Source organism: Amycolatopsis heterodermiae, assembly GCF_034929455.1.
Lineage (GTDB): Bacteria > Actinomycetota > Actinomycetes > Mycobacteriales > Pseudonocardiaceae > Amycolatopsis > Amycolatopsis heterodermiae.
Genome location: NZ_JAYFSI010000020.1, coordinates 80,429 through 101,237 on the forward strand (window position 1 = coordinate 80,429; position 20,809 = coordinate 101,237).

A 20,809-nucleotide genomic window follows, 5' to 3' on the forward strand; every position below is an offset into this window, starting at 1 on the left:
CGGGAAACCTGGCCGTCGTTACTCCGGCGTACCGGTCACGATCCCCGCGAGGCGGCGGTCGGCGTGCCGGCCGACGACGCCGTCCGGCGGCGGCCATGGGAAACCCGGCGCGGTGTGCAGCATGCGCGCGAGCTTCGGCCGGACAGGACACGGTGAACAACTCGTCGCGAGCTCGCTAACCGACATCACCGCAGTCCCCGCGACGTCGTCGACGGCGGCCAGGCTCGCCGGCATCAGCCAGAGTGTCGCGGACTCTCGCGCCGATCCCAGCGATCCCGCCGCGGAGATGGACCATGACGTTGGAGCCGTCGCGAATCAGCTCCGCCCCTGCGACGTCAATCTCAGCCGTGCGTGCAGCTTCCGCCAAGACATCATCGTCGGCCATCCGGTTTGTTGTCACGGTGTCAATCGTCTCAGGGGCCACAGGTCGAGCAGGTGAAGTCGAGCAAACAGGTAATCAACTGCCGAGGCGACTCAACCCCAGTCTCTAACCATGGCGCGTGCCCAACGTTGCGGTTCAGACCTAAGCTGATTGTATGGCTGTTCATCTACTCGTGACGACGACGACCCCAGACCGTGTCTCTGGCGCGAAGATCGCTGCCTCGGCGCTGGCCGCGCGCTTGGCGGCCACGGCGCAGGTCACCGGTCCCGTCGCGTCGTTCTTCTGGCACCTCGGCGAGCAGGGCGAGGGCGAAGAGTGGAACGTGACGTTTAAGACCACGGACGCCCGGTACGCCGACCTTGAAGCGCACATCGTCGAACAGCACCCGTGGCAGAAGCCGGAGGTGACAGCCGTGGAACTCGTCCGTGGATCTGCCGACTACCTGCGGTGGGTCGACGAGTCAACGAGCTCAGACACCTAGACGCCCAGCCGGGCGAGCAGGTCACCGACGGCCGGCATCGACCGGTATCGCTTCAGCTGTCGGGCCACGGACTCGATCCGGGTTGCCGGGCGCGCCGAGCTGACCCCGGCAGCCAGATCGGCGGCCCGTGTGAGCGTCGCGGCAGCCTGTTCGACCTCGTGAGCTTGCAGGTAGGATGTGGCCAGCCAGGTGAGATACAGCGCCTTGTCGCGTGCGTGCGTGTCATCGAAGCCAGACAGCACTTGCTCGAGCACCGGTACGGCCCGCAGCGGCCGGCGTAGCTCAGTCCAGCACCGCCCGGCCATGATGTCGATCTCAGCTTCGTTCACCCAGAACACCCAGTCCGGGTCCAGCCGGTCGTCTCGGACCTGCAGCGCCTCACGCGCCAGGTTCAGTGCCCGGTCGGCTTCCTGCGGCTCACGAGCGGTCGCGTGTGCCCACGCCTTCCGCTCGAGCAGCAGTGCGTTCACCTTCGGCGTCGCCATTGCCCGCGCGACCTCGCACGAGTCCGTTGCCAGCGCGGTCCCGCTCTGCGCCGTCGTGGTCTGCTGGTAGGCGGCATAGGCCAGGGCATTCCCGGCAAGGTCGAACGCACCGGCTTCCTCAGCGGCTCGCCGGCTGTCGCTGTAGAGCCGCTGGGCAAGCGCGTGCTGGCCGTGGTCGAACGCCGCCCAGCCGGCCTGCTGCTGTTGCTCAGCCAGCAGCGCGCGCAGCTGTTGGCCGATCTCGATCCCGTGGCTGGATTCACTGAGCAACCGCCGCGTGAAGTCGACCTCGGCCGAGTACACGGGAAAGGTTTCGGCGCCACCCATGATGTTGTCGAGGCGGCGGAGCCGGGCTGTCCGGCGGCGCAGTTCGTCGATGTCGGATTGTCCGATCCGGCGCCCGGTCGGTTGTTCGGTACGAGCAAGCGGAATCGCCAGGGAAGCCATTGCTCCGATGAACTCCCGCCGCTGCACTACCTCTCCTGTCTTCGCCTTCCGCTGTTCTACACGAGTCGACGTCACAGCTCGCCGAAGGTGTTGCACGTCGATTTCGAAGCTCGCAGCGATGTGCTTCTGCCAGAACGGTGTCGGCAACCGCCGCTCCGACTCCCACCGCGAGACCTCGTTGCGAGTGACGGCCCGCCCCGAAATCGCGGACAGCACCTCGGCCTGATCGGCTTGAGAACGGCCAGCGTCCTTTCGCTGGATTCGGAGCAGTGCGCCAACCCCTTGCTGCTCCACTCGTACTCCTCACCGTTCGCAACCTGCCAGGTGGCCATCATCTCTCTGGCCCCCAATTCTGGCCACCCCGTCGAATGGCCACCTTGTCGGGCTACTCCTACCAGCCATTATCGCTCCTAGCGTCAACGATGTGACAGCACGCGGTCGGCCGGATGAAGAGGACTCATCGATGCAAGATGAGCAGCTCGACCTCACCCATGCGACGAACGAGCCTCGCGGAATTGACATCCGCGGAGCCGCCCTGCGCCTCGGCGAGAGCAGCACGCGCCGCATCCAACTCGCCGGCACGGGCGTAGGACTCAGCCAGCCACGTCCGGTACAGCGCCACCTCACGAGCGTGCGCCTCGTCGTACCGAGCGATCGCGGCCGTCAGCAACGGCGCGGCCGCGACCGGATCACCGAGCTCGATCAGGCACCGGCCCGCCATGACATCGATCTCATCCCGCGACATCCAGTACACCCGTTCGGGTTCCGGAACATCGTCCGTCCGCCGCTCGAAGGCGACGTCGACCTCGTCCAGCGCCCGCCGGGTGGCCTCCCGGTCGCGGGCTCGGGCGCTCGCCCAGGCCAGCCGTTCCAGCAGCAGGGTGCGGACGACCGGCGAGGCCCGGCGGGCGCCGGTCACTGCGCTCCGGGCGAGCAGCTGGGCGTCGGCCGGGTCGCCGACGTTGGCCAGCTGGTAGGCCAACGAGGAGAACAGCTGCCCGACCAGCGCACCGTCTCCGGCCTCGCGAGCTGCGGAAACACCGTCCAGATACGCGTGCTGGGCCTGCGCGTACGCCCCGGCGTCGCTGGCAACCCAGCCGGCCAGCTGAGCGAGCTCACCGACCACCACCCGCAGCCGTCGGCCGACCAGCTCGGTGTAGCTGCCGTCATTCACGACCTCGGCCACGTCCGACAGTTCGCGCTGAACCAGCGGGCTCAAGTCGCCGCCGCCGACGGTGTCGTCCAGATGACGAAGCTCGATCACGCGGCTCTCCAGCCTGTGGACAAGGCTGGCGCCGACGCGGCGCCCGGCCTTCCGGTGCACGGCCACGGGGGTGTCGGATACCAGCCATTCGTGCGCCAGGCGCAGCGGGTCCAGCGGCGGGCCGTACAACGCGTCCACGGCGACGCTCAACGCGCGCGAATACGCGGTGACGTGCTCGGGCCTGACGACACGTTGGTTGTTCTCGAGCTGCCAGAGGTAGGTCTTGCTGTAGTGGGTCTTCGCGGCCATCTTCGACAGGCTGACCTTGGCGGCTTCGCGTGCCGCCCGCAGTCGCCCACCCAGCTCGTTCACGATCTCCCATCCGGCTGCGAACGCTTGCGAACGGCGATTCAGTTCCCATTACGCCCCGTAGCGGTAAGGCTACCGGATATCCGGATGCGGCGGAGCGATTCCGTTCGAGAACAAGTGTTGAAACGGCTTTACACCATACGTGTGAATGCGAGGAGAGCACGATGACAGTGGATTACGAATCATTGGCGACGCTGCTGCCGATCACGTTCGCCGCCCTGTTTGCCGTCGCCTTCCTTGCGGGGTTATTCGGGCAATGGGCATCAAGTCGTAAGCAGGTTCCGGTCGATGCCCGGCACCACCCTCGTCGGGTACAACCGGGCGCGGCGGGACGTGTCCGCCGATGACGACTGCACCGAGCCCGCTCCTCTTCCTGTGGTCTGAGCCGACGGACGAACCGCTCGCCATCCTGATCCGACGCAAGTGGCTGTTCCTCCCAGGGTTCGACAGCGAAGGACAGCTTGACCGGGTCACGGGCCAGTTCATCTGGGACGTGGACGGCTTCGTCGACGCATTGCGAGTCAAAAGCCAGACCGACGCCGCCGCCATGCGGGTCCAACGCGGCAGTGGAGTGGTATGGGACTGCAACGGCACCGCCGCCGAGGTTCTGCAGCGCCTTGTCGAGCTACCCGCGCCCAGCGACCGCCTGGCACCCCGCCTAGTGGTGGCCGCCGCGCCACGGCTGTGGACACCGTGATCTCGCCCTGGGCGCGCCACCGCGCACGACGACGGTTGGCCGTCCTCCAGGCACGGCAAGCCCTGGCCGGCTTGCCGGAGATCCGCTGGCGCGACAACACCTCCGAACAACAGGGGCGTATGCAGCTTGAGGAGGTCGCCGCGATCATCGGCCGTGCACTACGGCGAGTTCGTGCGTCATCAGACGAAGCGCGTGCGTTGAAATACGCGCAGGCGAGGTTGACGGCGTTTCTGCAAGGCTGGGGCGACCCCGGTCTGATCGCGACTATTCACGTCGTCCCCATGTACCAGAGCCTTCAAGCTGCGCTGCGCACACTCTCCCTCCGCCTGGAAACGGCAGAGAACGCTGATCCTCCAGAGGAGCCCGACGAACCCACGCCTCGATCGTGAACAACCCCGAATCTCGGCCCGGACAGGCGGCATGCCTTACCTCCCTCCCGTCCGGTCCGCGCGCCTCGACCGACTGCGAACTCCCCGATTCCGGGCGGTCGAGGCGCATCCACTTACCCACCCGCGACTCGGAGCGTGATCAACAATGGAAGCGCAGGCCTCAGCATGACGGCGACGGCACCGGCGGCCAGCCGGCCGACAGCGGCCGTCCTGCGATCTCCCTCGACCAACCATCCGCGAATCCACCGCACCGACCCCGCGACGTTCGACACCACCGGCGTCCACGCGCCTGCCTGCGCGTCAGCGGACTCCCGCCGCGACCTCATCGAGGCGGCCCGCTCCCGCCGCCCGCGCTACCGCGGCACCTCAGCCGCCGTGACCTGCCAGGCACCGCGCTGCCGCGACGACATCACCGACACCGACCCAGCCGACGAGCCGACCACACACCCAAGCACCCCGGAGCCACCATGCCCGTGACCGACGGTGCGCGGCCAGAGACCTACTGGTGGACCACGGTCCGCGCGCGGCCGCTGCACGATCACCTCGACTCGCGCACCGCCACCATGCGGCTGCGCTACGCGGCCCGGCACTGGCCGACCCGGGACCGCGACGATCCGTTCACTAACCACCCACTACAGCTAGCACGGGAACACTTCGATGGCGAAGAGCGACACCGACACCGGCGAACTCGCCCACGCCCTCGGGGCGGAGCTGCAAACCCTGCGCGAAGGGCTGGGCTGGTCTCGCCAGGATGTGGCCGCCTGCTCCGACGGCGCCGTAACACCCAACACCCTCCGCTCCTGGGAGAAGGCGACGAGGTCGGTCACCGTGGGGCATCGGGAGCTGGCCGGGCAGCTATATGTGATCCAGCCGTCCGAACTGCTGCTGCGAGCCCAACGCCGCATCGAATGGGTTCCGGGCCTGACCGTCGACCTCGACCAGCCCGCCGCGTCCCAGCTGCCCGCATTCCACCCGCTCGTCCCGTGGGCTCGTGAGCAACGACGACGCGGCGCGCCCCGGCTCCAGCGCCTCAGCACGCACGACGTCATCTCGCTCGCGGCCGAGCTCCAGCTCACCACCAATCAGCTGACCATGCTCTTCTCCATCGGACAACCCACGCACTCATGACACAGACACCCAGCGCTCCCGAGCACACCGCCGGGGACCACCAGCCACCTGCACGCACCGCGCCCGCAGACGCCCACGACCGGCCGACAGCCACGGCCCGGTCTCACGTGACGGCTCCATGGTGGACGCCGCACGAGACCGACTACTACACGGTCAACCTTTCCTATCTCTACGACGCTTTCCGCGAAGCGTGCAACGCCGACGGCAATGTCGTTCCCTGCGTCAAATTCGCCCACGACATCGAACGTGAGGCCGCTCTCCGGCTGAACGCCCGCGTGCCGGGCGCAGGGTTCGTGTTCCGGTCCGAACGCAGATTCTTCGACCGTGTCGCCGCCTACCTCGTCACCGAACAACGCGTCACCAGCATCGTCGTCGCCGGCGCGGGCCTGCCCCACATCAGCGGAGACGACGACCTGCATTCCGTCATCCGCCGCAGCGAAGCGAACAACCGCAACCGCACGGACAACACGGCTCGGACGACCGTGATCTACGTCGAACGCGACCCGCTGACCCTCGCCCAGCTGCGCACGCTCGCCGATGACGGCGAGGGCGTCCACGTCGTCGAGGCCGATCCCTGGGATCCCACCGCGATGTGGGACACCCTTTACAACACCGCCAGCGAAAACCCGGGTCTGATCTCCCCCGACGACGACCGTGTGGCATTGCTGCTGGGCGGGGTGATGTCGTTTCACCGTGGCAGCCGCGCAGAAGCCGCCCAGGTGGTGCAGGACCATCTCGCTCGCCTGCCCGTCGGGGCGTTCCTGGCCATGACGCACCTGCTCATGCCTGAGCATCCCGACCTCGCCGCACAAGCACGCGAATTCGAGAACGCTTTGCGGTTTCTCGGACCCGGCACCGGAAGCCTCGCAACACAGGCCCAGGTCGAAGCGATGGTCAACGGCACGACCCTGCTGCCACCCGGGATCGTCCCAGCGTTCACCTGGTACCCCGACGGGCCGCTGCGGGACTCGCCGGTGTGCGGACACTTCAACGCCGCGGTCCTCACCCAGAAACCTGAGCCCGACGACGAGCTGCCAGAACCACCATGGCGTACATGAGAAGCTCGATGACTTCCTGACCGCTCACTTCCCGATATTCCAGGCGGACAGGAATCCGGAACCGGAGTCGTCGATACGAAAGTGGTTACCTGCGCGACGACACCGGTAGCCCGGATCGACCGGTCACCGGGGGGTGGCCAGTCACCGCCGCGCATCGCAGGGACCGCCCCTCGGCTCTGCGATGCGCGGCTCACCCCGGCGCCCCGGCGGCGCGCACCTCGTGTGCGCGTGGCCGGAGTTCCCTTTCAACGCGCGTCGCGATTCTGTGACGCGTCTCATCCTGTTCTAGAGTAAGGAGATCACTGCTCGTGCGTCTCAGAAAGACCACAGCGACAGCCCTGGCGCTGCTCGCGATGCTGCTCGGCGTCTCCACCGCCACCGCATCCTCACCACCACCCCCGCCGCCGGGTACCTCGGTGTCCCCGCAGATCGTCGGCGGCGACCCCGCACCCATCGCCTACGCCGGCGCCGGATCCCTGCAACTGCTCGACCACGACGACCCGGACTGGCACTCCTGCGGTCTCACCCTCATCGCGCAGGACCAGAACGCGGCTCTCGAGGCCACCAACGCCCACTGCGTCAGCAACCCGCTGAGCCAGGCCCAAGTGGCTCGGATGAGCTCAGCAGGCAAGGCGAACTTCGCGGCGTTCCGTACCGACCTGCGCGACGCCGGTATCGACCGCAGCGACCCCGCGATCTACCACGCCCGGTTCGGCTCCACCGACCGTCTGCATGGCGGCACCGTCACCACGCTGAAGGCGATTCTGGTCCCGCCCGGCTGGAAGTGGGGCGAGCCAGACAAGGGCGGCCGGATCTGGGACATCGCACTCGTCTTGTCCGGGCCGATCCCCGGCGTCGCACCGGCCCGAATCGCCGTCCCGCAGCTGTGGCAGGCGGCACGTGAGATCGGCTGGGGCATGACGAACCCGGACCCCTCAACGTGGACCGGGCCCGCACCATCGCAGTTGAGCCAGCTCGACGTTCCCCTGCTGCACGACAGCAAGTGCGCCGCGGCCGGGATCGGCATCGGTGAGCTGTGCGCCGGCGTGCCCCCGACCGGCGGCGGGACCTGCCAAGGTGACTCCGGCTCCGGCATTCTGCAGCACCACGGCCGCGACTGGTACCTGATCGGCACCGCCTCACGCGGCCCAGCCGCCTACTGCAGCACAGTCAACGTCTACACCCAGACCAGCTCCTACCTCGGCTGGATGGCCTGGCAAGCCCACCAACTACTGCCCCGCGCATCGATCATGACCAGCGACGGCCCCCTGGCTAGCACCCCCGCCCGCTGATCCGCTCGCCGTCCACGACCGGCGTGGCCGCGGCTTCCCCCGCGGTCGCGGCCACGCCGCCCCGCCCAGCAGATGAACCGCACCAGCGGGCCGCCAGATTCACTGAAAGCAGCAACCTCTATGACCACATCTCCCACCGCGCCGACCGAACCTGCTCACCCCGCCGGTCCGCCCCGCATCCCTGAAGGCGTCCGCGTCCCCGACATCGAGGCCCCGCGCCTGGACCCGGTCGCCGACTACCTGCTCGGCGGCAGTGACAACTCTCAGATCGACCGGGATTTCGCCGCCGACCTGGTCGCCGCGTTCCCGCGCTTGCCCCAGCTAGCGATCACTGCCGCCAGCTGGTTCCGCGACGCCGCCCAAGAAATGCTCGACCAAGGGATCCGGCGATTCCTGATCCTCGGGAACGGCGGGCTGCCCATCACCGCCGGCCCATCCACGCTGTCCACCCTGCACGAGGCAGGCGCGCAGCTCGTGGTGGTCGAGCACGACCTGATCACCTGGTGTCAGCACTACGTCGCCGAGAAGGGCGCCGTCGCCGGCCGCGCCCACATCCTCTGCCTACCTGCCGGGCAGCACCATGACCTGGCCCAGCATCACGACGTCGCCGACCTGCTCCGCGGAAGCAAACCGGTCGGGATCCTGGCGACCGCGTTGCTGCGGCCCCGCGACCACGACCTCGCCACGATCCTGTCCCTGCTGGACGTGGCCGCGCCGGGCAGCGTCCTGGCGATCACCCAGCTGATCACCGACGCCGAGTTGAGCGGGCTTGCCGACCGCTTCGCCGACGAGCGCATCCCCCTCTCGATCATCGATCGTACCGCGCTCGACCGGCAGCTGAGTCCGCTGCGACGCCTGACAATCGACATGTCTGCTTTCGGCGTCATCCCTTGCCGAATAGCCGCACAGGGGATTGAAGACGTCGTCGTGACCGCTCTGCTCACTCGCCAGGCCGACCCGACGCTGCCGAATGGCCGGTCATCATGACGGCCTGTTGTCTGATCCCGCACGATCCCGCCGCAGCCCAACCCGCCTCCGGCCAATCTCAGCCTGCAGGCGCGCACCCGACGTGCTCTCGTGTGCACTCGAAGGTCGTGTCCAGCTTCCCGGTGCTCCCGGCGGGCCACCGCACGCAGCCTGCGACGGAGCCCGCCGATGACTGACGCGCCACAGTCACCACTCGTGCCGGATCAACCGGGCACACCACCGATAAGGCTGCTCAAGCTGGTGACCGATGCCTACACCGATGCGCAGCTGCGGCTGGCCTACGCCGAGCGTGACGGACACGGCTGGGGGTCGTACCGGAAGCTCGGCTACGACCTAATCGGGGTCGGAGCACGGGTCATCGTGCACGCCTACGCCCGTTGCGAACCACCTGCCGGTGATCCTCGCACAGTTGCGGCGGAAGTGGTGCGGGCGCTGCGGACCACCCTCCGGCTTGCCGAGCAGCTGGAGAACAACCCGCCGGGCGCGGACTCGCTGGCGATGGACATCGAGTCGCTTGCCGAGGACTGCGCGCAGGCCGCGGGGCTGCTGTACCGGCTGTCAGCTGGGCTGTCCCCCGCGGCAATCGCCGAGATCCACCCGGTCGGCTACATGAGCCCGCGAGCGAAGGGTTCGCCGATATCGGTTGCTGCGTCACAGTTGTGGCGTTGGCTGCGGCGAGGACGGTCCGGCTGATGACGGGCTTCGCAACCAACCCGGATCCGCCCCTCTGCGCCCGCGACGTCGTCGTCGACGAGTCCGCGAAGTGCCCGGTCGTCCCCCGTCGAGACGACCCGTCCCACCGCCGACCTTGTTCCGCCGGTCCGGCTCAGCCACACCGAGCTCGTCCAAGCGCACGCCAACGGCGTGAGCATCGGCGTGCTCGCCGACCTGACTGGCCGCACCCACCAGTGGACCGAACAACAACTCGCGCAGTGCAGACGCCTGCACCCTCGCACAGGCGAAAGACCTGTACCGACTGAACGTCCGGCGCGGCACAGATCAGATAGCCCGTCGCCGCGGTGAACGTCCGACATCCGATCTGCCCGCTGGCCTCAGCTCCCCGCGCCGAGGCCAGGACTCGGAATCGCACGCAAGAGCCGCACGTCATCATTACTGCTTAAGGAGAATCACGTTGTCGACCTCCACCGCCGTTGACACCGACGGGCCTGCGCCCTTCGACCCCGTCCGCACCGCCAATCAGCTGGCCAAGCAGATCGACGAGCTCACCGCTCAGCGCGACGCCGCCCGAGAAGCCGCCTACGCCGCGGCGAAACAGGTCCTGGCCGGCCTACCGATGACGCCGCAGGTCGCACCAGCGCCTGCCGCTGCACCGTGGATGGTCGCGATGCGCTGGGACTGCCCCGCACGAGGATTCCACGACAAGGCCGGAGGCGTCGGCGTACTCATCGGAGACCGGCACGTCCTCACCGCCGCGCACCATTTCGACGCCACCCTGCCGGTGCCACCGGAACTCGAGAACGATCCGACGTTCGTGCCTCTCGGCCAACGCAAACGGTTCGTCCACATCGGCGCGTTCACCCCCGGTGGCGGCGAGCGGTACGAGATCGTCGACGTCCGGACGCCGGGCTTCGACAACGCCACCGCCTACGGCGGAGCGGCCGTGGCGATGAACGACATCGCCGTCGTGATCCTCGACCGCCCAGTGCCCCAGGCGCCGGTGCGACGCGCGAGCACTCCGGCGGCCGTCGGGGACACGGTGCGCCTGCTCGGCGTCACACCGCAGGTCAGTGACGCACGGAAACTCGTGCAGGTCGAGACCTGCGCCATCGATCCGGCCGCGGGTGCGGGACACCAGCGTGATGACGAGTTCTGCGTCGCCAACACCGCCGGACCCGTCCAGATCGACGCCGGATTCTCCGGCGCCGGACTCATCCGCCTCACCGACTCGGATGAGGTCGAACTGCTCGGCGTCTGCACCCGCGGAGCCGGCGGCATCCCCGACCTCGCCAGCCCGCCGGTCATCGTCGTCGACATCGTCGTTGCCCACGCCCAGTTCCTTGCCGACGCGCTCCGGTCATGAACTCAGATCGCTCGGACACCAGTACCCCCGGCCACACCAGTCTCACCGTCGACGCTGTCCATCTCGTCGACACCGAACGCAACCCCGCAGCCGGTCGCTACGACTCCACCGTGCTGCACACCTTCACCTTGACCCCGGATCGATCATGACCACAGAACCGCGAATCGGTTCCTACGACACCGAATTTCTGGCCAAGCACAACATCGAATTCAGCAGCGTCGATCTCTGCCCCGAGGTCGGGTCGTCGCTCTACCGCAAAATCTGGGTGATACGCCTGGAACGCGCGGACGCCGCCCGTCACCTCTGCTCCTTCACGTGGCTCTACACGCAGACGTTCCGCGGCGACGAACTGGACTGGGACGAGACGCTGTGGTGGCTGTCCTTGAGCGCCTTGCAAGGAACACAATCCTTTGACGGCTACGTTCACGACGAACTCGGCGAGACCAGCGACCTGTCCGTGCGCCCGAGCGACTACGCCGACTGGATCCACGCCACCCACCTCTGGCACCAGATCCGGGAATTCCTGAGCTGGGACGACGCGCTGATCGCGGAGTTCTTCCACATCCTCCGGCCGCCCCACCGAACCCACACCTACCCGTTCACCGAACGCCCGGTGCACGAGGGCGCCGCGCAGGGGCGAATCGGTGAGAGCGGCGAGCGGCGTTCGCGATGGATTCAGCTACCGAACTGGCTACGTCGCCATCCACCTACACCAGGACAGCGGCACCGTCGCCGCGACACCGGACCATCCGAGGCCACCCGATGAGCTGCCACGAACCCGGCACCGAGTTCCTCGGCCTGGACTTCGCCGCGCGGCATCAGATCCGCTGCTCGTCCTGGGACCTGGGCACCTTTCGGCGCGGTGAGCATGTTCGTCAGGAGTGGGCGGTGCGGATGCAACGCCAAGACCACAACCGCGTCTCACGTTCGCTGACGTGGGTGTATGAGAGCAACCCCGGCGAGACGACGCCTGACTGGGACTGGGTCATTTTCCTGCTCGCCCGCGACGCTGGAGACGGCAGGTTGTCCTTCGACGCCTACATCGACGAGAACCTCACCCGGAACGACGGGGACGACATCCGCCGGTACGAGCACCAGCGCTGGGTGCGTGCCGAGTACCTGTGGCACCAAGTCCGCGACTTCCTCGGTCGCGACCCGGCGCTGATCGCGTCGCTGTTCGCGGTCGTCCCGCCCGAGCATTGAATGCCGGTTCGCGAGCCCGTCACCTGGGGACGTGTCCTCGGGGACGCCCTCGCAGCACCGTGCGTCGCTGCGCTGGTCATTCCGATTATCGCCATGGTCTTCGACCGCTGGAGCCCGGCTTACGGCAGCGCCGCGATCTGGGTGCTGGTGACCGCGGATGTCGGCTGGAGCGTTGCCCTGTTCACCTCCGGGCTACGCCGGCTCGGAGAGGAGGATTCGACAACTGATGTCCACTTTCTACAGTCGCCAGTACCCGCCGAGGGCAAACGACTCTAGAACTAGGTGGCCGACGATCGGTGAGCACATCACCGCGCAGCACAGGCGATCCCGGCTCGACGGCGCACCGGACCCGGACTGGCTCCCGTGGCCGCCCACCGCCCGATCCGTCGGTTTGCCGCTGCCGAGGTATGAGCGGAGTCCCTACCGCGTGTGGGAGGTGATGGAACTGCGGGCCCGCGGCGTGCGGTGGTCGCAGGTCGCGGTACGCCTTCGTCTGCCCGAGAACGTCCTGCGCGGCTCGATGCACCGGCTCGCCACCCGGCGGCGCCGATCCTGAACAGCGACGAGGTCGACCTCGCACCACACGCGGGCCGGCCGCCGCGGCGCTCGGCGGGACGTCGGCCCGGCCGGGAAGTACACCGGCCGGGCCGACCCGCAATCGATCGGACCTAGGCAAGAGAACGTGGAGTTCGACGACGGCCATATCCGAGGGTCGCATCCACCGTCGGGCTTGACCGTCCGCCGAAGCAGGCGGCCGGCGGCGTTGTTGTTTTGGCTCGGGGCAGGTGCCCTCCCCAGAGACCTAGCCCCGAGCCGGGAACCCTGTGACCGCTGGGGGGTCGAGCGGATCAAGGTCCCCAGAAGGGTCCGCTGTGGCCGCTCCCGGTGGACCACAGTGGATTTCCTTCTACAACCAGAGTGCCCGAAGAATCAGCAATTCGCCACGAGCGTGGCCGATTACTTGCTATAACTTTGAGTGTCGAGCCCTGCACGAAACGCAGCACCCGACGACGACCTCACCCGCGTCGCCGCGGGCGGGCGCAGCCGCCGACCAGTGCAGCAGACCCGCAGCCCGGGGCAAGCCCACTGTCCACACGGGACACACACGGAACCCTGATGGGGACCTTGCCCCGGACTCGCGGGGCCCGCTGGCGAAAGCCGCGTCCACCGCCCACCCCCGGGCGTGGCCAGCGAGGAGGACTCCGTGCTCAAGTACTTCGTCTCTACCCATCGCACCCAAGGCGAGCGGGACAACGACTTCAACAACACCCGCGACGCCGAGATCGTCGATCTCGCCAGCCTGTCCCACGAGGACCCGGACAATGCCTACTGCGGCTGCGCGCGCAGCTTCGTCGGCATCCACAGCCGCCAGGCCACGACCACCGCCGAGATCATCGAAACCGACATGACCCCCGTGCAGTTCGTCCGCCGCTTCTACGCCGCCCTCGTCGGGATCGGCCTTCCCGACAGTGCCGAGCTACGCGGCGACAGATCTGCTGCGGGTGGCAGCACTGTGGCCGGTCGGCACCGTCGTCGAACGCCGATGCCACGAGATCCGCGTACGCAGCCTTCCCGACGAAACCTGAGCGGCCCTCACCGCTCACGCCCAGCACCTCGGCTGAAGGAGCCCTCATGTCCAGTTCCGCCGACGCGCGGCGCGCCCGCGCGTTCCTCCAGCACGCGGCCGAGCCCACCAGCCCAGTACTCGCGCGCTACGTCGCCGAGGTCCGCCTCCGCCGACGACGTCATCACCGCGATCGACAAGGCCGACGCCGCGGAACTGGAGGCGACCGTCCCGGCGGGTGAGGCCGGCGAACGCTAGCGCACGCCCGACGGCGGCCCGGACCTGACGACGACCTGTGACACCGGGCGGCGACGCGGGCCGCCGTCGGACGCGCGCTCGGGGCGGTGGCCGCTCACAGCCTCGTGGGCCGCCACCGCCTCCCACGGCCCACATGCCCGGGAGGCCGACTCCAGGAGCGCCGACCGTGACCCAGTACCTGACCCCCGGTGAACTGATCGGGACCCTGACAGACACCCGCTCCGACACCCTGCACGTCATCGCCCTGCCGACCCACCCCCGCCCCTCAAACCAGGGGCGGCTCGTTTCGCCCACAGGCGCCGCGTTCCCCGCCACCCGGGTGCGGGGTATGAGCACCAGCGAGCTCGCCGAACACGTGCAGGCCGCGCTACCGGCCGAGCACGGCACCGACCTGGCCGTCGTCGTGATCGCCGAGGACCGCGCTCGGCGGTGGCTGCCGCTGCGGGCCGCGCTCGCCGCGCTCGAGGCCGCGCTGCGTCCCACCTGGCACACCGTCCTCGGCCGGTACTGGGCCCCGCACACCCGCCCCGGCGCCCCGTGGCGCGACTACCGGCTCCCCACCCGTCTCGGCACCGTCATCGCCCCGCGCGCGGACCTCGACTTCGCCAAGCCGGTCCAGTTCTGCGGTGACGCCCCTACCCCGACCTGGGGCCTGCCTTTCGCCGAACCCGGCGAGACCCTGCCGGGCGGCATCGGCCGATTCGCCCGCCGGGTCGTACCGTTGCTGGTGCGCCGCGGCGGTGAAGCCAACCGGGTCGTCGCCCATGCCACCGTCCAAGCCGGCCGCGGCGAGTTCGTCGACGACATCGCCGCGTTCGCCGTCACGACCGCGCTGGCCGACAACGCCGTCTACGGGCCGATGCTCCTGCCTCGGGCCGATCTCGACCCGCGGCGGGTCGAGCAGCTGTGGATGGCCCTCTACCGCGGCAGCACCGAACCTGCTGCCCGGGCCCGGCTGGCCACCCTGATCGCGGCCAGCGCCCTCCGCCGCGGAGACCACCACCTCACCGCCTGCGCCCTGGTCCACGCTCACGGAGCGCCGGGCGCCGCGACCGTCGGGCTGCTGTTTCAACAGCACGCCAGCGCCGAGGTCGTCGAGCAGCAGCTGGACGACACCGCCGGCCGGGTCGGCGACATGCCCTGGGTCAGCGCGAAGCGCTGGTAACACATGTCCCCAGCAAGCCTGGTCGGCGGCAGTGTCCCGGGGCGCCGTTGCGCGCTCCGGGACACCGCGGCCCGCCTTTCGAGGAGGCAATATCGTGCATCACGTGATCCGATGGTCTGGCGGCATCGGATCCTGGGTGACCACCGAACTCGTCCGACGCGCACACCGCGGCGACCCGATCACCCTGCTCTTCGCAGACTGCAGATCGAGGACAGCGACCTCTACCGCGCAATGCCGACGCCTCCCACCGGCTCGGGATACCGATCACCCGGGTCTGCGACGGCCGGACACCGTTCGAGCTGTTCAGCCAGCGTAGCTACCTCGGCAACTCCCGGATCGCTCGCTGCTCGCAGGTGCTGAAGCGGAGAAGCCCTGTCGCCGGTGGCTAACCGAGCACACCCACCCGGCCGCCACCGTCCTCTACGTCGAGCTTGAGCCTGGCGAGCAGTGCCGAGCGCCAGCGGTGGCGCACCCGGGACGTCTTTCCCGATCGGTTCGCCTGGTGCGCCCGACTCGAACGGGGCTTCCTTTCTGAACCACACATGCGCCTCAACCGAACTCGAGCCGATGGTCCCCGTATTCCAGCCGCACTTCGTTGTGTTTGACATATCTGCGCTGGTAGCGCTTCATCAACGGTGACCCACCTTGCAAGAACGCCGACGTTCAGCCAGCACCATCACCTGAGCCAGACCCTCTGTCGCTGAGATCCGCCGCCCACCGAAGATGCGGATCGCCTGCTCGGCCTGGTGCCTGTCGAACGCGGTCGTCGCCTGTCCAGGCAACTCGGCGGAGAGGTCGAGGTCGAGAACCCGGTCATCGTCGACGCCCGGGTCCGCCGTAGGCAGGGCTACTTGAGGATGACGTTATTGGTCTTCAGTTCCTCGGCGGTCCTCGGGATCACTCGGACCCAGGCGCGGATGAACGAGCGGGGAACCTCCTTGTTAGCCTCGGCCGCCTCCTTCAGGCCGCCCTTGTCCAGGCTGTTGGCTCTTCTGACCATCGACAGACCGGCGGGGGCTTCCTCGATAGTCGGGGCTGTGGCGCCGGGCTTGTCCAGGCGTGCGTCACGGGAGATCGACTGGGCGACGTCGCCGACCATGCGCCACGGCTTTTCGGCGCGCAGCTTCACGTCCCTGGAGAAATTGGTGGCGTTGGGCTCGTACAACGCAAACCAGGCAGTTCTGGCCAACTCGAAGTCGAGGTCTTGTACGCGTTTGTGCTCCGCTGTCAACCACTTGGCCAGTCGGGTCTCCGGCTCGTCGGCGATTGTTGCCAGGAGTTCGACCGGATGGATGCGGACTGGGCCCTGAGAGAAACCCTTGCCGTCCTTGAGACCGATCGAGATCAACGTGTATGCCTCGATGGCGGCGTCCGCCGTGTAGGCGATGCGCTCGTTCAACGATGGCGTCGCGTGCCACACGAGGTCATCCACCCAGGACACGTAGATGTTTTCGCCTTCCAGTACACCGCCGTTCACCTTGGGTACCGTGTGTTGTCCACTCTCTTGCAGTTGCCGGCGTAGGGCAGCCAGGTCTTTCAGGTGCGCCTCAGGCAGGAGCGTCTTCTGCCATTCCGCCCTCTTGCCACTCGGCTCCTGAACGTCGACGAACCACTCGGTCGCCTCGATGGGCTTTTTGTTGTCGAAGATCAGATTGACGAAGAGATTGTTACCACCGGTGTCCTTGTGGAACAGCGGAGACATGGTGTACGCCTTGCTCGATCGATTGCCGTAGTAGTTCACCTCGATCGCGATCACGTAGTCATGATTTTTGTACCAGTCCTGACTCTCGATGTAACGCCACTGCCCTCGCGCGTCCATGAACTTCTTGAGGAAGGCGACAGTGTCGACGCCGAGTTGGTCGAATTTCGGCCGCTTCACCGCGGGTAACCGGTAGTTTCCGGCGTAACTGAAGATATGTGGCTCCTGTTGGTAGCCATAATAGGCGATGCACAGATAGCCGGGATTGTACTCCGCTGCCGGCAGCACGTCCTTGAGCCTCGTCGCGATGTCCACCCATTCACCCTGGTCTACAAGGAGATTGGCCAGCGGTTTTGCTTCCATCAGCAGTGGCTGCAACGCGTGAATCGGATCCATGAGCGCACGATACCGGCAGACGCGTGCCAATCGGGACGTTAGGCCGCATTTTAAGCTGAATGCCGCACCAATGTTAACATTTGTCTCCGAAGCCGTTGTTGCGGTTTGTGAATCTCCGCCAGCAAAGGCGGTGATAGTTGTCGGCGCGTCTTGTCGGCGCGTCGCGCCCACGGAGACGACCGAAACGTGATCGACTTGGGTGTGCCCGCATGGAGCAGGACCTCACGCCCTGCCAGAGACGATCCTCAGCCAGCACCGGCTACGGCCGCTCATCGACCGCGTCTTTCCGTTCACTGAGGCCCCTGATGCATTCACCTACTTCGCGAAGGGAGCGCACTCGGCAAGGTCGTCATCCGCCACTGACCCGCCCGGTCCCGGCTTCCGGTGCAGGTATGCCGTCGCCGCCGCCGTCAGCAGGAACACGACGGCCTCGTAGACCATCGCCGCGTCCATCGCTCCAGCGGCGTAGACGACTCCGGCCAGCGCCACCCCGAGGGTGCCGCCGAGCTGCTGCGCAGTGGGCAGCAACCCGGACACGGAACTGGCCACGGGCACCGGAACCCGGTTCAGGACCAGGGAGAACGCCGACGCGGTGAAGACCCCGAACGCGAAGCCGCCGGCGCCCAGCACCATCCACAGGACCGGCGCCGGCCCGGCGAGTGCCGGAACGACGAGCAGGGACACCACGGCCAGGCCGCCGGACGCGGCGGCAAGGGCCGCGGCGCCGAACCGGCGGGCCGCGGCCTCCGCGATCGCACTGCCCAACAGGGCGCCCACCGCGTAGGGCGCGACGGTCACCGCGGTCACCAGCGGGTCGCGGTGCAGCACGCCCTGCAGGTGCAGGGACAGCAGCAGGCTGAACGACGGGATCCCGGCGTTGAACAGCAGCACCGCACCGATGCCCCACCGGGTCGTCGCCGCGGTCAGCGCCTCCGGCCGCACCAGCGGATACCGCACCCGACGTTGGGACACGGCGAACGCGGCGAGCAGGCCCATCCCGAGGGCCAGACTCGCCCACGTCCAAGCCGGCCAGCCGGCGTCCTGGCCGAGAGTCAGCGGCAGCACGAGAAGGATCAGCCCGGCCAGCGACAACGCGGCGCCGACCGGATCCACCCGCCTCGCCTCCGCCGGACCGCGCCCGCCGGGCAGGATCCGGACCAGGGCCAGTGACACGACCCCCACCGGGATCGGCAGGGCCAGCGCCAGCCGCCAGCCCAGCCCGAACGGATCGAAGTGCAGCAGGACGCCGCAGCACAGCGGACCGGCCAGCGACGCCACGGCCATCGTCGCCCCGTAGCGGCCCAGCACCCCCGCCCGCCGGTCCGCGGGCACCGCCGTCTGGATCAGCGACAGGATCTGCGGCGCGACCAGACCGCTGCCGGTCCCCTGCACGAACCGGGCGACCACCAACGTTCCGGCATCCGGCGCGGCCGCCGCAGCCAGCGACGCCAGCGTGAACACGACCGTGCCGGCGACGAAGACCCGCCGGTATCCGAACCGGTCGCCGAGCCGAGCCGCGGTGATCAGCGCGCAAGCGTAGGTCAGCGTGTAGCCGACCAGTGCGAGCTGACCGGTGCCCGAGCCGGCGACCAGGTCGTGGCGGATGCGCGGAACCGCCAGCTGCATGACGGTGACGCTCATCAGCTGGACGAAGGTGCCCGACAGCAGCACGGCCTGAGCCGCGGGCCTCATGCCTGCTTCGCGATCCGGCCGAGGAGCTCGGCGAGCTCGACCGGCCGGGTCAGGAACGGCGAGTGGCCGCCGGGCAGGGAATGCACCGCGAACGGGTGCTCCGGCGTCAGGCGGTCGGCCTCGGCGATCATCAGGTCCTGCGTGGCCGGCGGCAGCGCCAGGTCGCCGGTCAGCCTGACGTAGCTGCGTGGCACCCGGCCCCACCGCCCGGCGGTCACCGGGAACGTCCCCGCCAGCGACGCCACCGGCTCGTCGGGGTGCAGCGTCAGCCGCCAGCCGGGCCGGTCCGCGGGCCAGTCGGCCAGGAACGCCCGCCGGATCGCCTCGACCTCAGCGTGGTCGGGTGAGAGCGGGTTGATCCGGAAAGCACCGAGGACCTCGGGGTCCCCGGTCCAGGGGGCGTGCGCCGCGCCGGCGTTGACCGGGTCGGTCACGTAGTCCCCGAAGCGCGGGCGTCCGGCGGGGACGAACGCCGACAGGTACACAACGTGGTCGACCAGGTCCGGATGGCGTTCCACCGCGGCCGAAGCCGGGCCACCACCCGCGCTGTGCGCGACGAGGACGATGCGGGCGAACCGGCGGCGCACCTCGGCGAGCTCGGTGACCAGTGCGTCGGTGAGCGCCTCGGTGGTGAGCCCGGCGAGTGCGGAGGGTTCGGTGGCCAGCCCGGGCTGCCCAGGCCGCAGGTAGCCGCTCGGCAGCGGCGCCGTCACGCCGTGGCCGGGCAGGTCCACGGCCATGCCGGCGGTGCCCTGGGCAGTCAGCGCCCGCTGGATCGCGGCCCAGTGCTGTGAGGAGTGCCAAGCACCGTGGACGAACACGCAGGCGGTGGTCTCGTTCATGAAGCCCACTTCACCGCGCACCGAGACCGCTATCCAGTTTCATAGCTTAATCACCCTCACGCGATATTCTGTACGTATGGAGTCCCGTCATCTCCGCTACGCACTGGCGCTGGCCGAGCACCAGCACTTCGGCCGCGCGGCCGCGTCCCTCGGCATCGCCCAGCCGCCACTGTCCACGCAGATCGCCGCCATCGAACGCGAAGTCGGCGAGCGGCTGTTCGACCGCACGCCCCGCGGGGTGTTCCCGACCGCGGCCGGCACCGCTTTCCTGGCCCGGGCCCGGCTCGCGCTGAGCGAGATGACGGCCGCCGCGATCGAAGCCGGCCGGGCGGCCCGCGGCGAGACGGGGCAGCTGCGCATGGGTTTCATCGGCTCGGCCCTGCTCGATCCGCTGCCTGGCGTGCTGGGCCGGTTCCGCGTGGCCCGGCCGGACGTCCGGCTCGATCTGCGCGAAATGAACAGCCTCGACGGGACCGCGGCACTCGCCGCGGGCGAGCTCGACGTGGCGGTCGGCCGCGGCGCCCCGCGCGGCGCGGGGGTGGACGGCCTGGTGACCGTCCCGATCGGTGCCGACCACCTGGTCGCCGTGGTCGGCACCGCCCACCCTTTCAGCGGCTACGCGGAGATCCGGCTCCGGCAGCTCACGGCCGAGCAGCTGATCATGTCGGCGCCCGCGCAGGAACCCGCTGTGGCCGCGCGCCTGCGCGACCTGTTCGGCGCCGATGCGGCCGCGCTGGACGCCGCCACGATCTCCCGGGACGTCCACACGATCATCGGCCTGGCGGCGTGCGGCGTCGGCGTCGGCCTCGGCCCCGCCCGGATGCGGCTCGTCACCCGCAAGGACATCTGGTTCTGCGACATCGCCCCGCACGTCCGCCTCCCGGACCTGCAGCTGTCCTTCCGCGCGGCCGACGACTCACCGGTGCTCGCGGCGTTTCTGGACGTCGTCCGCGCCAACTGCGCCGAAGTCGGCTCCCGCCTCGACGACGTCCTCGCCCGCCGCGAAGCCCGGTCGATCAAGCAGTAGCCG

At 68.7% G+C, this 20,809-nt stretch carries 22 protein-coding genes; 16 read left to right on the forward strand and 6 right to left on the reverse strand.

Annotated features, from left to right (window positions below; genetic code table 11):
* Positions 1-18: 18 nt before the first annotated feature.
* Positions 19-234, reverse strand: a complete 216-nt coding sequence (locus VA596_RS47235; protein WP_323336988.1) for a hypothetical protein — start codon at positions 232-234, stop codon at positions 19-21.
* A 320-nt stretch (positions 235-554) separates the two neighbouring features.
* Between VA596_RS47235 and cutA the strand changes: the two genes are divergently transcribed.
* Positions 555-863 carry a divalent-cation tolerance protein CutA gene (cutA, locus tag VA596_RS47240; protein ID WP_323336990.1) on the forward strand — a complete coding sequence of 103 codons (309 nt, stop codon included), beginning with the start codon at positions 555-557 and terminating at the stop codon, positions 861-863.
* Here the strand turns inward: cutA and VA596_RS47245 are convergent.
* Positions 860-2,089 carry a helix-turn-helix domain-containing protein gene (locus VA596_RS47245; protein ID WP_323336991.1) on the reverse strand — a complete coding sequence of 410 codons (1,230 nt, stop codon included), beginning with the start codon at positions 2,087-2,089 and terminating at the stop codon, positions 860-862. The genes cutA and VA596_RS47245 overlap by 4 nt on opposite strands.
* Positions 2,090-2,252: 163 nt before the next feature.
* Positions 2,253-3,371 (reverse strand): helix-turn-helix transcriptional regulator, encoded by a 1,119-nt coding sequence (locus tag VA596_RS47250; RefSeq protein ID WP_323336993.1) that lies wholly within the window; start codon positions 3,369-3,371, stop codon positions 2,253-2,255.
* 161 nt (positions 3,372-3,532) lie between these two features.
* Between VA596_RS47250 and VA596_RS47255 the strand changes: the two genes are divergently transcribed.
* From VA596_RS47255 to VA596_RS47320, 14 genes are all read left to right on the forward strand, one after another.
* Positions 3,533-3,715 (forward strand): hypothetical protein, encoded by a 183-nt coding sequence (locus tag VA596_RS47255; RefSeq protein ID WP_323336995.1) that lies wholly within the window; start codon positions 3,533-3,535, stop codon positions 3,713-3,715.
* Entirely contained in the window at positions 3,712-4,065 is a 354-nt protein-coding gene (locus tag VA596_RS47260; protein WP_323336997.1) for a hypothetical protein, read from the forward strand. Before VA596_RS47255 ends, VA596_RS47260 begins: the two co-directional genes overlap by 4 nt.
* 35 nt (positions 4,066-4,100) lie before the next feature.
* Positions 4,101-4,454, forward strand: coding sequence for a hypothetical protein (locus tag VA596_RS47265; RefSeq protein WP_323336999.1), 354 nt, complete (start codon positions 4,101-4,103; stop codon positions 4,452-4,454).
* A 657-nt stretch (positions 4,455-5,111) separates the two neighbouring features.
* Positions 5,112-5,582, forward strand: a complete 471-nt coding sequence (locus tag VA596_RS47270; RefSeq protein ID WP_323337001.1) for a helix-turn-helix domain-containing protein — start codon at positions 5,112-5,114, stop codon at positions 5,580-5,582.
* A 107-nt stretch (positions 5,583-5,689) separates the two neighbouring features.
* The gene (locus VA596_RS47275; RefSeq protein WP_323337003.1) at positions 5,690-6,640 is read left to right on the forward strand and encodes an SAM-dependent methyltransferase; all 951 of its coding nucleotides are present in this window, start codon (positions 5,690-5,692) and stop codon (positions 6,638-6,640) included.
* A 308-nt stretch (positions 6,641-6,948) separates the two neighbouring features.
* A complete protein-coding gene (locus tag VA596_RS47280; RefSeq protein ID WP_323337005.1) occupies positions 6,949-7,932 on the forward strand; it encodes a S1 family peptidase in 984 nt (327 codons plus the stop codon).
* 120 nt (positions 7,933-8,052) lie between these two features.
* The gene (locus VA596_RS47285) at positions 8,053-8,919 is read left to right on the forward strand and encodes an SAM-dependent methyltransferase (RefSeq protein WP_323337007.1); all 867 of its coding nucleotides are present in this window, start codon (positions 8,053-8,055) and stop codon (positions 8,917-8,919) included.
* Between the two features lie 168 nt (positions 8,920-9,087).
* Positions 9,088-9,612: a hypothetical protein gene (locus VA596_RS47290; RefSeq protein ID WP_323337009.1), complete on the forward strand. Its 525-nt coding sequence runs from the start codon at positions 9,088-9,090 to the stop codon at positions 9,610-9,612.
* A 439-nt stretch (positions 9,613-10,051) separates the two neighbouring features.
* Positions 10,052-10,960: a trypsin-like serine protease gene (locus tag VA596_RS47295; RefSeq protein WP_323337011.1), complete on the forward strand. Its 909-nt coding sequence runs from the start codon at positions 10,052-10,054 to the stop codon at positions 10,958-10,960.
* 145 nt (positions 10,961-11,105) lie between these two features.
* Positions 11,106-11,726 (forward strand): hypothetical protein, encoded by a 621-nt coding sequence (locus VA596_RS47300; RefSeq protein ID WP_323337013.1) that lies wholly within the window; start codon positions 11,106-11,108, stop codon positions 11,724-11,726.
* Complete coding sequence (locus tag VA596_RS47305) at positions 11,723-12,163, forward strand: hypothetical protein (RefSeq protein ID WP_323337014.1); 441 nt, start codon at positions 11,723-11,725, stop codon at positions 12,161-12,163. The genes VA596_RS47300 and VA596_RS47305 overlap by 4 nt, the downstream gene beginning before the upstream one ends.
* Before the next feature lie 93 nt (positions 12,164-12,256).
* Positions 12,257-12,439 carry a hypothetical protein gene (locus VA596_RS47310; RefSeq protein ID WP_323337016.1) on the forward strand — a complete coding sequence of 61 codons (183 nt, stop codon included), beginning with the start codon at positions 12,257-12,259 and terminating at the stop codon, positions 12,437-12,439.
* A gap of 928 nt (positions 12,440-13,367) precedes the next feature.
* A complete protein-coding gene (locus VA596_RS47315; RefSeq protein WP_323337018.1) occupies positions 13,368-13,985 on the forward strand; it encodes a DUF7715 family protein in 618 nt (205 codons plus the stop codon).
* A 328-nt stretch (positions 13,986-14,313) separates the two neighbouring features.
* Positions 14,314-15,150 (forward strand): DUF4192 family protein, encoded by an 837-nt coding sequence (locus tag VA596_RS47320; protein WP_323337020.1) that lies wholly within the window; start codon positions 14,314-14,316, stop codon positions 15,148-15,150.
* 847 nt (positions 15,151-15,997) lie between these two features.
* Here VA596_RS47320 and VA596_RS47325 read toward each other — a convergent pair.
* The 3 genes from VA596_RS47325 to VA596_RS47335 all read right to left on the reverse strand — a co-directional run bounded on the left by VA596_RS47325 (position 15,998) and on the right by VA596_RS47335 (position 19,779).
* On the reverse strand, positions 15,998-17,245 hold the full coding sequence (locus tag VA596_RS47325; protein WP_323337022.1) for a hypothetical protein: 1,248 nt from the start codon (positions 17,243-17,245) through the stop codon (positions 15,998-16,000).
* A gap of 315 nt (positions 17,246-17,560) precedes the next feature.
* Positions 17,561-18,937: an MFS transporter gene (locus tag VA596_RS47330; RefSeq protein ID WP_323337024.1), complete on the reverse strand. Its 1,377-nt coding sequence runs from the start codon at positions 18,935-18,937 to the stop codon at positions 17,561-17,563.
* Complete coding sequence (locus tag VA596_RS47335) at positions 18,934-19,779, reverse strand: alpha/beta hydrolase (protein WP_323337025.1); 846 nt, start codon at positions 19,777-19,779, stop codon at positions 18,934-18,936. The genes VA596_RS47330 and VA596_RS47335 overlap by 4 nt, the downstream gene beginning before the upstream one ends.
* A 76-nt stretch (positions 19,780-19,855) precedes the next feature.
* On the opposite strand from VA596_RS47335, the gene VA596_RS47340 reads away from it, so the two are divergent.
* On the forward strand, positions 19,856-20,806 hold the full coding sequence (locus VA596_RS47340; protein WP_323337027.1) for a LysR family transcriptional regulator: 951 nt from the start codon (positions 19,856-19,858) through the stop codon (positions 20,804-20,806).
* The last annotated feature ends 3 nt before the right edge of the window (positions 20,807-20,809 follow it).